This window comes from Clostridiales bacterium, from assembly GCA_018333995.1.
Classification (GTDB): domain Bacteria; phylum Actinomycetota; class Coriobacteriia; order Anaerosomatales; family SLCP01; genus JAGXSG01.
In genome coordinates this window covers 61517-74577 of the sequence record JAGXSG010000021.1, presented here as the reverse complement: position 1 = coordinate 74577, position 13061 = coordinate 61517, and the positions used below count along the sequence as shown (strand labels likewise).

The window sequence follows — 13061 nt, the reverse complement described above, 5'->3', positions numbered from 1 at the left end:
CCTTGTTGCGCACCGCTCTCGTCTCCGTCCAACCCGTTGCGACGCAGGTGACATCGAGTGTCTGGCAGAACTCCCCGTGTGGCGAGCCCCCTTCGTGAGCCACGAGATCTATCTCCACGAAACCAGCGCGCGCATCGTCCCATTCAGCGAAGGTGCGTATCGGGATGTGCGCCTTGAGCAAGGTTCCGGGCTTGGTGCCGGCGCGTCCCTTGAGGGCCAGACGCGCACGGTCAGGGGCAAGCATGCGGTCTATCGTGGCCGCAGAGACCGACAAGAGCTTCTCACGGACCACCCTGTCGATCATCAGTTCCCCATGGCGCTCCATTGAGGGCAGTACATGGGGCATCGCCGCCGCAAGACGTTTGCCGCACAATCCGTCGAGAGTGGCCCAGACCCTGCGCAGCGCGAAAAGCACGTCGGCGTCGTAGATGCGCTTTCGCTTCCGCCTGCGAGCGGGCTTCTTGGAGGGAGGACCCGCGCGCAGCAGCCGGGCCGCATGATCGCGGCTGTAGCCTGAAAGCGTGCAGAGCGTATCGAGGATCGCGCCCTTCTCGCGCTTCGTCGCCGACTTGTACTGTTTGTGCAGTTGCCTGGTCACCGCGTGCTTCTCCACCATCGTTAACGGCACCTTCGTCGCGCCCCCCTCGTCGCCGCCGGATCGACATGAACGACGGTAGCGCTTCGACGACACTCTTACGTGAGGCAACGTTTCCGTTTGGACGACATTTCTGGTGAGGCAACTCGCCGGGTTGCCTCGGCGGCACGCGGCGCATACCATACGGGGGACGTGTGCCTGTGGCGGACCGGTGACCGCCGTGCGAGGAGACCGATGACGGGGTTCGAACTCTATCTCAAACGCAACGCCAAGCGGTTCGATGCGTACCTTGCCACGTTCTTCGAGAACGGTGATCACCCTGATATGCGGCGCTACCTCTACGACCCCGTCGCGACGTTCAGCGCGAACGCGGGCAAGCGCCACCGTCCCCTCATCTGCCTGCTCGCGTGCGAAGCGGTAGGCGGCGATCCTGCTCGCGCGAGGCCTGCAGCCGCAGCCATTGAGCACTTCCACACCGCGGCGCTCATCCACGACGACATCGAGGACCGCTCGCTCACCCGCCGTGGCGAGCCGTGTATGCATGTCGCCGAGGGCGAGGGCGTGGCGATCAACGCAGGGGACCTTGCGCTCTCGCTCGTCTGCGGCACCGTGGTGCACGACGATGGGCTTGATGACTCAACGAAGCTTCGCGTGCTAGCAGAGCTCGTCGATATGACGACCCGCACCATCGAAGGTCAGGCGCTCGACATCGGCTGGGCGCGCGATGACCGGTTCGACCTCAACGTCGAAGACTACCTCGTCATGGCTCGGCACAAGACGGCGTACTACTCGGGCGGTGTCCCGCTCGCGGTGGGGGCGATCGTGGGAGGCGGCACCGAGGAGCAGATCGCCGCGCTCCGGGAGTACGGCATGGCGGCTGGCCTCGCGTTTCAGATCCAAGACGACGTGCTCAACGTCGTAGGCACGCGCGAGTCCACGAAAAAGGATTTTCGCTCGGACATCACCGAGGGCAAGCGGACACTCGTAGCGATCCACGCTCTGCGGCACTCGCCACGCCGCGAGCGGCTGCTCGAGATCCTTTCGGCGCGAGAAACCGGTTCTGCGGTGCTGGGTGAGGCGGTCGGTATCATGGCCGAGGCGGGCTCGATCGAGTACGCGAACGCGTACGCCGAGCGCCTCATCTTTGACGCCAAGGCAATGCTCGAGGTTGCCCTTCCGCCGGGCAAGGCTCGCGGACTCCTTCTTGGCATGGCGGATTTCTTCGTCAAGCGCAGCTCGTAGCGCGCCGAACAGAGAAATGGCCGCCCGCGAACGGGTATCTTTGTACGTGACCCGCTACCCAGGACCCCGAAGGAGCAATCTCATGCGATCCGTACCTGTGTCTGAACGCATCGACTGGGTCGGTGCGATCGATTGGAACCTGCGCGATTTCCACGGCTACGAGACGCCGCTCGGCACCACATACAACGCCTATCTGGTGCGCGGGAACGAGATGACAGCGCTGGTAGACACGGTAAAGGGACCTTTCGTCGAGGAGCTGCTCGCGCGCGTTGGCGCCATCATAGATCCGTCCGAGATAGACCTCATCGTCGTCAACCACGTTGAGCCCGACCACAACGGAGGCCTGCGCGAGGTGATGGCCGCGATGCCGAAGGCCCGCGTGGTGGCGTCGCGCTCGGGGGTCGCGGGCGTGGCCGAGTATCACGACGGTCTCGCAATCGACACGGTGGGAGCTGACGACGTCATCGACCTTGGAGGTTGCACGCTGCGCTTTCTCCCGATGTCGATGGTGCACTGGCCGGACTCGATGTTCACGTACTGCGCCGAGGAGCGCGTGCTCATGCCCAACGACGCGTTTGGGCAGCACATGGCATCCGCGGAACGCTTCGCAGACGAGGCCGGGATCGAACTCGCGTTAGAAGAGCTCGCCATCTACTACGCCAACATCCTCATGCCGCTCGGCAGACAGGTAGCCAAGGCCGTCGAGAAGGTCGTTGCGACCGGGTGGGAGATCGAAACGATCGCGCCGAGCCACGGCGTGATCTGGCGGGGCGAGACCCTCGCCGCGGCGCTCGATGCCTACGGCCGGCTCACTGCTGGTGAGACACGCGAGAAGGTTGTTGTCGCGTATTCCACCATGTGGGGCTCGACCGATGTCCTCGCCCGCGCCGTCGCCGATGGCATCGCCGCCGAGGGCGCGGAGGTCGAGCTCTTCGACCTTGCGGTCACCCCCATCGCGCACGTCACACGCCACCTGTTAGACGCTCGCGCGCTCCTTCTCGGTTCGCCCACCCTGCACCACGGGATGCTCTACCGGGTCGCGGGCTACCTGCACTACCTTTCGGGACTCAAGCCTCAAGGCAAGCTTGGGGGCGCGTTTGGCAGCTACGGCTGGTCGAGCGGGGCGTGCAAGCAGATACTTGGGCGTCTCGAGGAGATGGGCTTTGAGCTGCCGTTTGCGCCCTACACGCAGAAGTATCGCCCGTCAGCAGACGAGATCGAGGCGGCTCGTGCCTGGGGGGCGCAGTACGCGCGTGCCGTGCGCGAGATGGTCTAAGGCGTCGCTACCCGCCTCGTTTCCACGCCACGAGTGCGTCGACCGCGCGCTCGACCGAAAGCGCGGGCCCAGGCGCGCTCTCATCCTCCCGCGCGAGTGCGGCGAATAGCTCGGCGAGGATCGGCGGCTTGATGTTGCCCGCTGCGAGCAGTTCGGCCTGGCTGAAGACCTCTTCTGGCGTGCCCGAGAACACGATCGCGCCGCCGGGGGCAAGTACGTAGGCGTAGTCAGCCATCTCCGGCACGGAATCGATGTCGTGCGTCGACATCACCACGGTCACGCCCTTTTCTACCGAGAGGTGCTCCAGCAACGCGATGAGCGCGGCGCGGGAGGCGGGATCGAGTCCTTCAAACGGCTCGTCGAGCACGAGCAGCTCGGGCTCCATCACGAGCGCGCCGGCAAGCGCTACTTTTCGCTTTTCGCCTCCCGAGAGGTTGTGCGGCACTCGGTCGCGCAGGTGCGCGATTCCGAGCATGTCAAACGTGCGCTCCACGCGCCGTGCGACTTCGTCATCGGCCATGCCGTACTGGCGGGGCGAGAAAGCGACGTCGTCGGCTACGGTTGGCGCGAGCAGCTGCTCGTCGACGTTTTGGAGCACGGCGCCGATACGCTGGCGTATGCGTGGCCACTCCCTCGCGGGGTCCACGCCAAACACGCGGACCTCTCCCTCCCGGCTTTCGAGCAGGCCGAGTAGGTGGTAGAGCAGCGTCGTCTTGCCCGAACCGTTGGGGCCGAGGACGGCGACGCGCTTAGCGCGCTCGACGACGAAGTCGAGTCCGCAGAGGTGCACGGTGGTGCCGTCTTCGTAGGAGTGGCGGATGCAGCTCACGTAGACGACGGGCTCCGCGCTCACGCGGACGACCTCCGTCCGGCGATGAGCGCGCCTGCGAGTGCGAGGGCCGAGGCCAGTGGCACGACCCAGCTGTAGGGGTTGAGCGCCGCCCACTCGAGGCGCCAGGTGAGTGAGACCGCCAGCAGCGCGGCGGCGCCAGCGATGAGCGCGCCGTCAACGGCTGGTGCCGCGCTTCTCGGCATGGTGACGCGCAATCGTCCCTGGTAGCCCCGCACGCGCATGATGTCGTAGGAGCGTTGAGAGAGGTCGAGCGCGTAGAGCAGGAGTCCGCCGAGCGCCCGGGTCGTCGCCCGGGCTGTCCTGATGGGATGTCCCGCCGACAGGCCCGCACGAAGCTTGGCGGCTGTGAGCAGGTTGCCGAACTTCTCGAGCAGCAGAAAGAGCGATCGGTACGTCATGAGCAGCGCGTCGCCGACGATAACGGGAAGTATTCGTTGGATCGGCGCGAAGATGTACGGGTAGGGGGTCGTGAGTACGAGCACAACGGCTCCGAGGGCAGCGGTGACCGCTTTGAGCACGATCACGACCCCGCCGAGCAAGCTTGTGGCCGCACTCACCGCGAACACGAGCGCGAACAGCGCCGGGTATCCGGCGAGCGTCAGGAGAAGGCGCCACCGCAGGTTCGCTGACGCCGCGATGGCGAGCAGTGCGAGCAAGAGGCCCAGGACCACGAGCACGTTCCAAGTAAGGATGGTCGCGGCAAGCACGAAAGCCAGCGCGACGAGCTTGCTTGCCGGGGAGACTCGGTGCAGCCATGAGTCGCCAAGGGTGGCGGACTCGTCGATCCGGCCGATGTGCACCTAGTGGCCCCCGCTCTCGTCACCCGGGATTCGGCGCCCGTTTTGCCGAGCGAGCGGTCCGGCGAACACGAGTGCGGGGCGCACCCGTGCCGTGTACCCGATTACACCCGCCGTCACGAGGGCCTCGATCAGCCATCCGAGCGGACCGAGCGTGAACACCACGGCGGCGAACCGCTCAGCCGACAGGTAGCGCCCCGAGTCTTCCTCCGCGTGCTCCTCGGCCTCGACGGCAGGCGAAGCGGCCTCTTCGGCGTTACCCTCTTCGTCCTCATGACCTGCACCAAACAGTCCCATCTTCAAGACGCCGTGCTCCCAGGGGCTTTCGAAACGGAGCGTCGCCGGGTCGAGCGCCCCTGTCTCACGCGCGGTCGCCTCGCCTGCCCCGCCAATCCATACGATCCCGACGACGAGCGCGGTTGTCGTCGCAAGCGCGAGTACCGTGGAGCTGGCAGCTCCAAGAGCTGCACGTTTCTTCCCGAGAACGTTCATCGCCCCCTGGAACAGCGCCCAGCCGAGGAGCATCTCCGCGCCGATCACGATTGTGTTCAGGCCAAGCACGGTGATTCCTCCGTGCCCGAGGAGCGCGAGCACGAGCACGACGATGAAGGCGGCGATGACGGAAAGTCTCGGCCCAAGAAGGATGCCGCCGATCACTGCGAGGTTCACGTGGTAGGCGATCGGAACGATCTCAGCCGACATGCCAACGATCATGAGCGCGGCTACCACGCCGATGAGGGGGACCTTGCGACGCGCCTCGTCTCGCGCCGCGAGACGCCCGGTAAGCGTGACCGCGGCGAGCGTCACCGCCCAGCCCAGCGCCCAGAGCCACAGCGGCAGCACGCCATCAGGGATGTGGATGTGTGTCATCGCTCGCGCACGTCCTCTCGGTTGGCCGTCCAAGGTGTGGTAGCCGCGCACTCGGCGCATACGCCCCAAAGCGTGAGATCGTGACCGGTGATGGAGAATCCGGCAGCGGTAGCGGCCGCGGCCGTGGTTTCGCCGAGTTCGCATGTGGAGTGTGCGACGCGCCCGCACTCGGTGCACACGAGGTGGTGATGGTGCCCCGGTACCGCACAGTGCACCCACAGCGCGCTGCCGCCCCGCTCGCCGACTCGAGCGATCGTCCCGGCGTCCACGAGTGCGGCGACCGCGCGGTACACCGTGGCGAGCCCCGCGCCGGAACCGCGTCGGCGGAGGTGCGCGGCAAGATCTTCGACGGTGAACGCACGGCCGATCTCGACGGCTGCCTCGAGTACCGCTGTTCGCTGGCGCGTCATGCGAGGCGAGTGTCCAGGTTCCGTCGCGTCACGGTTGTGGGCACCACGGTCGCCGGAAGAATGATAATGATTCTCATTCATGTGCATGCCGAGATACTACCCAAGCGGGCAGGTCGCTATCGTGCGGAGAACACATTTTCGGCGCTTATCTGATGTGGTATTATTAGATATCCTGATATCTTCATGAGCACTACCTCTGGAGGCGTTGGTGAACATTAGTCAGCTTGTGGCGTTTGTTCAAGTCGTCGAGCGAGGGTCTTTCTCCGCGGCCGCACGCGAGCTCGGGGTCTCGCAACCCGCCGTGACCATGCAGGTACAGGGTCTCGAGTCGACACTTGGCGTAACCCTGTTAGACCGTGCATACCGGAAGGTCGAACTGACCGAGGCGGGCCGCGCGCTTCTTCCTCATGCGCGCAGAGTCCTGGTAGACATCGATTCCGCCAGGCGCGAGATCGCGATGCTCGCCGAGACCGTGACGGGCCGGCTCTCCGTCGCCGCGAGCACCACGCCCGGGCAGTACCTGCTCCCGCGGATACTGGGACGTTTCCTAACGGCAAACCCCGAGGTCAACATATTGCTCACCGTCGCCGACACGGCGGACGTCGTTGAGGCGGTGCTCTCGGGCAGAGCCCACCTCGGCATGGTAGGAGCGGCGCCCAAAGGCGCGCGCGTGGAGTTCGAGCGCCTCGGCACCGATGAGATCGTCATGATCTGCCCGGTGGACCACCCGTTCGCTCAGGAGAAGGCCATCACCGCCGAGCGGGTGGCGGCCGAGCCGTTCATCCTGCGCGAAGAGGGGTCGGGAACCCGTCAAATCGCCGAGGAGGCGCTCAGCTCAGCTGGGATCGAAGCGGGTGACCTGCATGTCGTCACTGAACTTGGTACCGGCGAGGCGATCGTGAACGCGGTCGAGGGCGGTATGGGGCTTGGCATGGTGAGCTCTTGGGTGGCCGAGAAAGCGCTCAAACTCGGCACGGTTGCGACTGTAAACACGGCAGGGTTTCCGGCCGTTCGCCCGCTGTACCTCGTCACCGCGCGCACGACGCCTACCCGCGCCGCATCAGAGTTTGTTGTATTCCTGCGCACCCAACTGGCTGGGACACGGTAGCGTCATCGCGCCGAGCCGAGCTGCGTAGACCCGGCGGACAAAACCCCGCGCCTTCAGTTGTAACAGTTGTAACAGTTGTTACAAGTCACCTGGTACGGTATCGTTTCAAGTGAGGCCGTCCGCAGGAGACGGCCGCATATCTCCGAGTCCGGAATCCCTACAGCCCAGCCGAGCGGGCCACGGGGTCCGGACCGATAGGGCGGGGACGGGAAACCTCCTCGCCTCCCGGTGGAAAGGAGACAGACTTATGCTCGAGCGAATGACGGTGCCCGCCGCGCTACAACGGGTATCACTGGTGCTGATCGCGGCAGCGTTTCTGGCCACGATCGTGGGATGTGGTGGAGCTACCCAGGATGCTGCCGCACCTGAAGCGCCCGCCGAAGCGCCCGCCGAGGTGACCGAAGTCGTAATTGCGTCGACGACTTCGACCGAGGATTCCGGCTTGTTTGAAGTGCTGTTGCCAGCGTTCACGGACGCGAATCCCGAGTTCCGCGCGAGCGTTGTCGCTGTGGGAACCGGGCAGGCGCTTGAGATCGGTCGCGCGAAAGACGCCGATGTCGTGTTCGTTCACTCGAAAGCCGACGAAGAGAAGTTCGTGGCCGAGGGATATGGTTACGAACGCCGTGACGTCATGTACAACGATTTCGTCATCGTTGGCCCCGAGTCTGATCCGGCGGGCATCGCGGGCGGCAAGGATGTTGCCGCGGCACTTGCGGCCATCTCGCAGGGAGGGCACACGTTCGTGTCCCGTGGGGATGACTCCGGTACGCACAAGGCCGAACTCAGGTTGTGGAAGGCCGCGGAGATCGAACCGGCCGGTGAGTGGTACAAGTCGATCGGCCAAGGCATGGGCGACACTCTCACGATGACATCTGAGGTCGCGGGATACACTCTTACGGACCGCGGCACCTTCTTGTCGATGCGTGACGGTCTGGAGCTCGCCATTGCCGTCGAGGGCGATGAGCGCCTGTTCAACCAGTACGGTGTAATCGTTGTCACCGACGCGAGCAACGCGGATGGAGCGCAGGCGTTCTTCGATTGGGTCGTCTCGGCGGAGGCGCAAGCCATCATCGGTGAGTTCGGTGTGGACAAGTTCGGGGAGCCGTTGTTCGTGCCCAACGCCAAGTAGCCGCGCGGCTCAGTCGGGAAGTGGTGTGCGGTCATGCAGGTGTTTGTCGAAGCGCTCGTGACGGCGGGACGGCTTCTCGTTTCCGGATCGCCTGAGTTCTGGAACGTGGTTGCGACAACGTTCGAGGTGGCGGTCGTTTCCACGGCAGCCGGGATGTTGCTCGGTGCCCCCATGGGGTTTGTAATGGGGGCGTCCCGGTTCCGGGGGAGACGGCTTCTGATCACCCTCGCGAACACCGGCATGGCTGTGCCCCCGGTCGTCATCGGCCTCATCGTGATGATGGTCCTTTCCAGAAGGGGACCGCTGGGGTTCATGGGACTTCTGTATTCAGTTGACGCGATGGCGATCGCGCAGACGTTGATCTCGACTCCTATCATCGCGGGACTTACCGCCGCCGCGGTTGCTTCTGTCCCCTACAAGCTTCGGCTGCAAGCTCGCTCCCTGGGTGCGTCACGCATTGACGAGGCTCTGCTTGCGCTCAAGGAGGCGCGGCTCGGCGTGCTCGCCGCTGTGGCGAGCGGGTTTGGCGCGGTCGTGCGGGGCGTAGGGGCGGTCATGATGGTGGGAGGCAACATCGAAGGAGAGACGCGTGTGCTTACGACCGCGATCGTGCAGGAGGCGCGGAAGGGCGACTTCGCGCTCGCGCTCGCGTTCGGTTTCGTCCTCATGCTCATCACGTTTGCGATGAACGGGTTTCTCACGTGGTACCAGCACTCCAACGAACGGTACGGTCGAGCGTGACAGAGGCGGTGTCCACACCCTCCGCACTCTCAATCGAGGGAACCGGTATCACCCGGACCTACGCCAAGTCGACGGTCCTCGACATCGAGCATGTGCGCATCGAGGCGGGTGAAACGCGTGCGGTTCTCGGTCCGTCTGGAGCGGGGAAAACCACGCTGCTCGCGATCCTCGGCTTGCTCGAAGCGCCGGACACAGGACAGGTCTATCTCAACGGGATTCCTGTGAGCGCGAGGAACCGGAGCGCTCGAATGCGCATGGCGGCGGTGTTCCAGAACCCGTTCTTGTTCAAGGGCACGGTCGCCGAGAACGTCGCGTACGGTCTTAAGCTAAGGCGAGTGCCTGCCGGGCAGAGGACGGCGGCGGTCGCGGAAGCGCTCGAGCGTGCGGGTCTCGCTGGCTGGGAGCGTCGCTCGGCACTCACGTTGTCTGGCGGAGAGGCGCAGCGCGTCGCGCTCGCACGGGCGCTCGTCTTGAAGCCACGGGTACTCTTGCTCGATGAGCCGCTCTCCTCTCTCGACCCGCTTATCAAGAGTCGGCTGGCTCAGGACTTCGCGCGTATCATCCGGGAACAAGCGGTGACGACGCTCTACGTTACGCATGACCAAAACGAGGCGGTGGCGATCGCGGACACGATGATGGTGCTCCGAGACGGGCGCGCTGTCGCGCACGGCCCGGTCGACGAAGTCATGGGTCTACCTCCTGACGCGTGGACGGCGTGCTTCCTCGGCTCTGAGCCGCCGCTCCACGGCAGCGTGGTGAATTCGGCGGATGGCATCGTCGAGATCGATGTCGGCGGACCGGTCATCCAAGCGACCGGAGGATTGCCGCCGGGGACGCGCGTTGTGGCCGGCGTCCGTCCCGAAGACGTGCTCCTCTTCGACAGCGACTCCGAGATTCCCCGCTCTACGGCGCGCAATCGCTTCACCGGTACCGTTGTCGAGGCGCAGGCGTGGGGGGTCATGTACCATCTCGTTGTAGAAATTGAAGGTGTCCGGATGGCAGCTCGGGTTTCTCGCTCCTCCGTGCGCGAGATGGGACTCGCGCCTGATTCCCAAGTACAGGTCGTGTTCAAGGCGACCGCAGTCCGGTTTAGAGTCCGCTGAGACATGATGAAAGTGAGCTGAGCATGGCTCCCGGTGTGTTACCGATCACCGCCGCGGTTCTCGCTGGAGGACGGTCCATGCGCATGGGTGTGGACAAGACGCTGCTACCAGTGGACGGGCAGTCACTCGTTGCGCGTGTGGCCGAGGTGGTCGGCGACGTCTGCGCTCACACAGTCGTGGTGACTAACCGGCCCGAGGCGCTGGCAGGCGCCGGACTGCCTCACGGCGTACGTGTGCTCACTGACGAGGTACCGTACCAGGGACCACTTGGTGGGCTTGTGACCGCGCTCGCTGCGGCCGAAGACGAGTGGGTGCTCGCGGTCGCCGCCGATATGCCGCACCTGTCGCCAGCGGTGATTCGCGCCCTGTGGGAGGCGCGCGGCGACGCGGACGCTGTCGTGCCGATTGGCGAGCGTGGCCCCGAGCCGCTGCTCGCGCTTTATGCCAGGTCAGCGCTTCCGGCGGCAAGAGCCGTCCTGGCGAGCGGCCGTCGGCGCATCGTCGCCGTTTTTGGACAGATCAAGGTCGTTGAGGTGCCGCTGGAATCCCTGCGGACGGTCGACCCGGACCTTGCCAGCTTCTTCAATGTGAACACGCCCGAGGACCTTGCCGAGGTGCGTGAGCCGGCTGTCCCCGCTCGTGCGGCAGAATCGCGCCGGGATGATGTCCCCGCCGGTCGCGTGCAGGTCTCGGTGGTCGAGGTCGGAACCCGCCGTCCGCGGGGCATGCCTTCCGAGCGTCCGGTGACGCTCCACATGAACGAAGTCGAGGTCGCTACCGTCCAGGCCACTCCAGTCGATCTTGAGGAGATGGCGGTTGGATTCATGGTTGCGGAAGGGCTTCTCGCCGATCGAGACGCGCTATCAGCTGTCGATGTCGATCACAAGCGGGGACTCGTCTACGTATGGACTACCGAAGAGGTCCCTGAAGATATGATCCACAAGACCCGCTACGTGACGAGCGGATGTGGCAAAGGTGTCACCTTCTCCTCAGTGGGTCACGCGCGTGGGCTTGCACGCGTGACGAGCGGCCTTGCCGTTGAGAGCGCGGTCCTCTACAGCCTGATGGGCGACATGGCGCGCGCGGCGAGCGCCTACCGGGACACGGGGGGCACACACGCGTGCGGGCTCGCGCGAGACGGTGTCCTCCTGCTCGTCCGGGAGGACGTCGGGCGGCACAACGCGCTTGACAAGCTGCTCGGACGTGCGTGGCTCGACCGAATTCCTGTGAGTGACGCGGTCCTGCTTTCCACAGGCCGCGTCTCCTACGAGATGGCGGTAAAGGCCGCCAAGGCGCGCGTTCCGATCGTGGTCTCGCGCACGGCGGTGACCGATCTGGCCGCCGAGATAGCCGCCGAGCTCGGTATCACGCTCGCCGGGTACGCTCGTGGAGGCAAGATAACCGTCTATACGCACCCGCACCGGGTACTCACCTCAGACACGCCACACACCGCTGGAGAGGATCGCCGATGAGTACAACGATGAGTGTCGAGGAGGCACTGAAACGAGTGCTCGCGCGATGCCGCCCGCTCGAGGCTGAGCAAACCGGCTTGCTCGACGCGCTCGGCCGGGTGCTCGTGACAGACGCGTACTCCGACATCGATGTCGCGCCTTTCGACAACTCCGCGATGGATGGCTACGCTCTCCGGGCGGTCGACTGCGCAAACGCCTCGGCCTCAGAGCCGGTCACGCTCGATGTCATCTCGCACATCGCGGCCGGTGAGCACCCCACCGTCGCGGTAGGTTCGCGTCAGGCGGCGCGAATCATGACCGGCGCGCCCATCCCGCCGGGTGCGGACGCGGTCGTGATGGTCGAGCACACCGAGGGTGGCGATGCCGGCCGCTCGGCGGGCGGTACGGTTCGCATCATGCGTGCGCCGGTTGCCGGTGAGCACATCCGCCGTCGTGGCGAAGAGTGCAAAGCGGGGGATCTCGTTCTTGCGGCTGGTGAGGTCATCGGCCCTGCTGGCGTCGGCCTGCTCGCTTCGACCGGTCACGCCACTGTTCCGGTGTACCGCCGCCCTCGCGTGGCCGTGCTCTCTACCGGCGATGAGCTCGTGGAGGTGGCCGAGTTCCCCGGACCGGGCAAGATCCGAAACTCCAACAGCTACTCCATCGCCGCGCAGGTTCTCTCGGCGGGCGGAGTGCCTCTTCGTTACCCGATCGTGCGTGACGATCCTGCCGCCACACGGGAAGCGTTTCAGCGCGCGGCCGAGGAGTCCGACTTCATAGTCACCAGCGGCGGCGTGAGCGTTGGCGATTTCGACTACGTCAAGCCGGTGCTCGAGGAGCTCGGCGAGATGGAGTTTTGCAGGGTGGCGATGCGACCGGGCAACCCTCAGACGCTCGGATCGATAGGTGGCGTGCCCCTCTTCGGATTGCCGGGCAACCCGACATCGGCGTACGTGGGATTCGAGTTGTTCGTTCGGCCCGCGCTTCGCTACATGCAGGGCTACGGCGCTCTCGATCGCCCACGACAGACGGCTCGGCTCGCCCACGATGTCACGAAGAAGCAGGATCGCAGGTACTACCTGCGCGCGCGTGTCTCGGTGGCGGTGGATGGCGTACGCGAGGTTGCGCTCTCAGGGAGCCAGTCCTCGGCGCTGCTGACCGCGGCGCACAAGGGTAACTGCCTATTGGTGCTGCCGGAAGGAGAGGAGTCCTTCGCCGCGGGCAGCGTGGTTGAGCTCATCAGACTCGACATGGAAGAAGGTATCGTATGAGCGGTTCGTCCCCCAAACGGATCGACCCCCGCTTCGCCGAACAGGTCACGCCGGAGTTGACCGCCGCTGTCTTGGACAAGTCGAGTGACGGCACCCTCACGTGTCCGGTGCTGCGCAAGCTCGCCGAGGACACCGGTGTGCCGTACAAAGTCGCGGGCGCCGCGGCTGACCTCGCTGGCATAAGGGTCAAAAACTGTGACCTCGGCTGCTTCTAG

At 65.2% G+C, this 13061-nt stretch carries 14 protein-coding genes and 1 riboswitch; of the genes, 9 read left to right on the top strand and 5 right to left on the bottom strand.

All coding sequences use genetic code 11. The features are described from left to right. Nucleotides 1-616, bottom strand: a 616-nt coding sequence (locus KGZ40_06240) for a hypothetical protein (protein ID MBS3957108.1), incomplete at its 3' end; no start/stop codon positions are given. Nucleotides 617-829: 213 nt separating this feature from the next. Between KGZ40_06240 and KGZ40_06235 the strand changes: the two genes are divergently transcribed. Both KGZ40_06235 and KGZ40_06230 read left to right on the top strand, forming a co-directional pair. Beyond that, nucleotides 830-1837, top strand: coding sequence for a polyprenyl synthetase family protein (locus KGZ40_06235; protein MBS3957107.1), 1008 nt, complete (start codon nt 830-832; stop codon nt 1835-1837). Between the two features lie 82 nt (nt 1838-1919). Further along, nucleotides 1920-3113: an FprA family A-type flavoprotein gene (locus KGZ40_06230; protein ID MBS3957106.1), complete on the top strand. Its 1194-nt coding sequence runs from the start codon at nt 1920-1922 to the stop codon at nt 3111-3113. A 7-nt stretch (nt 3114-3120) separates the two neighbouring features. On the opposite strand, the gene KGZ40_06225 is transcribed toward KGZ40_06230, so the two are convergent. From KGZ40_06225 to KGZ40_06210, 4 genes are read right to left on the bottom strand one after another with little or no spacing between them, the layout of a single operon-like run. Beyond that, nucleotides 3121-3966, bottom strand: coding sequence for an ABC transporter ATP-binding protein (locus KGZ40_06225; GenBank protein ID MBS3957105.1), 846 nt, complete (start codon nt 3964-3966; stop codon nt 3121-3123). Next, nucleotides 3963-4766, bottom strand: a complete 804-nt coding sequence (locus tag KGZ40_06220) for a hypothetical protein (GenBank protein ID MBS3957104.1) — start codon at nt 4764-4766, stop codon at nt 3963-3965. The genes KGZ40_06225 and KGZ40_06220 overlap by 4 nt, the downstream gene beginning before the upstream one ends. Then, complete coding sequence (locus KGZ40_06215) at nt 4767-5633, bottom strand: energy-coupling factor ABC transporter permease (GenBank protein MBS3957103.1); 867 nt, start codon at nt 5631-5633, stop codon at nt 4767-4769. After that, complete coding sequence (locus KGZ40_06210) at nt 5630-6043, bottom strand: transcriptional repressor (protein MBS3957102.1); 414 nt, start codon at nt 6041-6043, stop codon at nt 5630-5632. Before KGZ40_06210 ends, KGZ40_06215 begins: the two co-directional genes overlap by 4 nt. A 208-nt stretch (nt 6044-6251) precedes the next feature. On the opposite strand from KGZ40_06210, the gene KGZ40_06205 reads away from it, so the two are divergent. The 7 genes from KGZ40_06205 to KGZ40_06175 all read left to right on the top strand — a co-directional run bounded on the left by KGZ40_06205 (nt 6252) and on the right by KGZ40_06175 (nt 13061). Next, complete coding sequence (locus KGZ40_06205) at nt 6252-7151, top strand: LysR family transcriptional regulator (GenBank protein MBS3957101.1); 900 nt, start codon at nt 6252-6254, stop codon at nt 7149-7151. Between the two features lie 128 nt (nt 7152-7279). Further along, a riboswitch (molybdenum cofactor riboswitch) is annotated at nt 7280-7403 on the top strand. A gap of 7 nt (nt 7404-7410) precedes the next feature. Next, nucleotides 7411-8280 carry an extracellular solute-binding protein gene (locus tag KGZ40_06200; protein MBS3957100.1) on the top strand — a complete coding sequence of 290 codons (870 nt, stop codon included), beginning with the start codon at nt 7411-7413 and terminating at the stop codon, nt 8278-8280. Between the two features lie 33 nt (nt 8281-8313). Then, entirely contained in the window at nt 8314-9021 is a 708-nt protein-coding gene (locus KGZ40_06195; protein MBS3957099.1) for an ABC transporter permease, read from the top strand. After that, nucleotides 9018-10124: an ABC transporter ATP-binding protein gene (locus KGZ40_06190; protein ID MBS3957098.1), complete on the top strand. Its 1107-nt coding sequence runs from the start codon at nt 9018-9020 to the stop codon at nt 10122-10124. Before KGZ40_06195 ends, KGZ40_06190 begins: the two co-directional genes overlap by 4 nt. Nucleotides 10125-10201: 77 nt before the next feature. Beyond that, entirely contained in the window at nt 10202-11596 is a 1395-nt protein-coding gene (fdhD, locus tag KGZ40_06185; protein MBS3957097.1) for a formate dehydrogenase accessory sulfurtransferase FdhD, read from the top strand. After that, nucleotides 11593-12846, top strand: coding sequence for a molybdopterin molybdotransferase MoeA (locus tag KGZ40_06180; protein MBS3957096.1), 1254 nt, complete (start codon nt 11593-11595; stop codon nt 12844-12846). The genes fdhD and KGZ40_06180 overlap by 4 nt, the downstream gene beginning before the upstream one ends. After that, nucleotides 12843-13061, top strand: a complete 219-nt coding sequence (locus tag KGZ40_06175) for a hypothetical protein (GenBank protein MBS3957095.1) — start codon at nt 12843-12845, stop codon at nt 13059-13061. Before KGZ40_06180 ends, KGZ40_06175 begins: the two co-directional genes overlap by 4 nt.

Excerpts from the sequence above, each read along its gene's own strand:
- KGZ40_06230 (MBS3957106.1), top strand. The coding sequence starts at position 1,920 with ATGCGATCCGTACCTGTGTCTGAACGCATCGACTGGGTCGGTGCGATC.
- KGZ40_06235 (MBS3957107.1), top strand. The coding sequence starts at position 830 with ATGACGGGGTTCGAACTCTATCTCAAACGCAACGCCAAGCGGTTCGAT.
- KGZ40_06210 (MBS3957102.1), bottom strand. The coding sequence starts at position 6,043 with ATGACGCGCCAGCGAACAGCGGTACTCGAGGCAGCCGTCGAGATCGGC.
- fdhD (MBS3957097.1), top strand. The coding sequence starts at position 10,202 with ATGCGCATGGGTGTGGACAAGACGCTGCTACCAGTGGACGGGCAGTCA.
- KGZ40_06215 (MBS3957103.1), bottom strand. The coding sequence starts at position 5,633 with ATGACACACATCCACATCCCTGATGGCGTGCTGCCGCTGTGGCTCTGG.
- KGZ40_06180 (MBS3957096.1), top strand. The coding sequence starts at position 11,593 with ATGAGTACAACGATGAGTGTCGAGGAGGCACTGAAACGAGTGCTCGCG.
- KGZ40_06175 (MBS3957095.1), top strand. The coding sequence starts at position 12,843 with ATGAGCGGTTCGTCCCCCAAACGGATCGACCCCCGCTTCGCCGAACAG.
- KGZ40_06200 (MBS3957100.1), top strand. The coding sequence starts at position 7,411 with ATGACGGTGCCCGCCGCGCTACAACGGGTATCACTGGTGCTGATCGCG.
- KGZ40_06195 (MBS3957099.1), top strand. The coding sequence starts at position 8,314 with ATGCAGGTGTTTGTCGAAGCGCTCGTGACGGCGGGACGGCTTCTCGTT.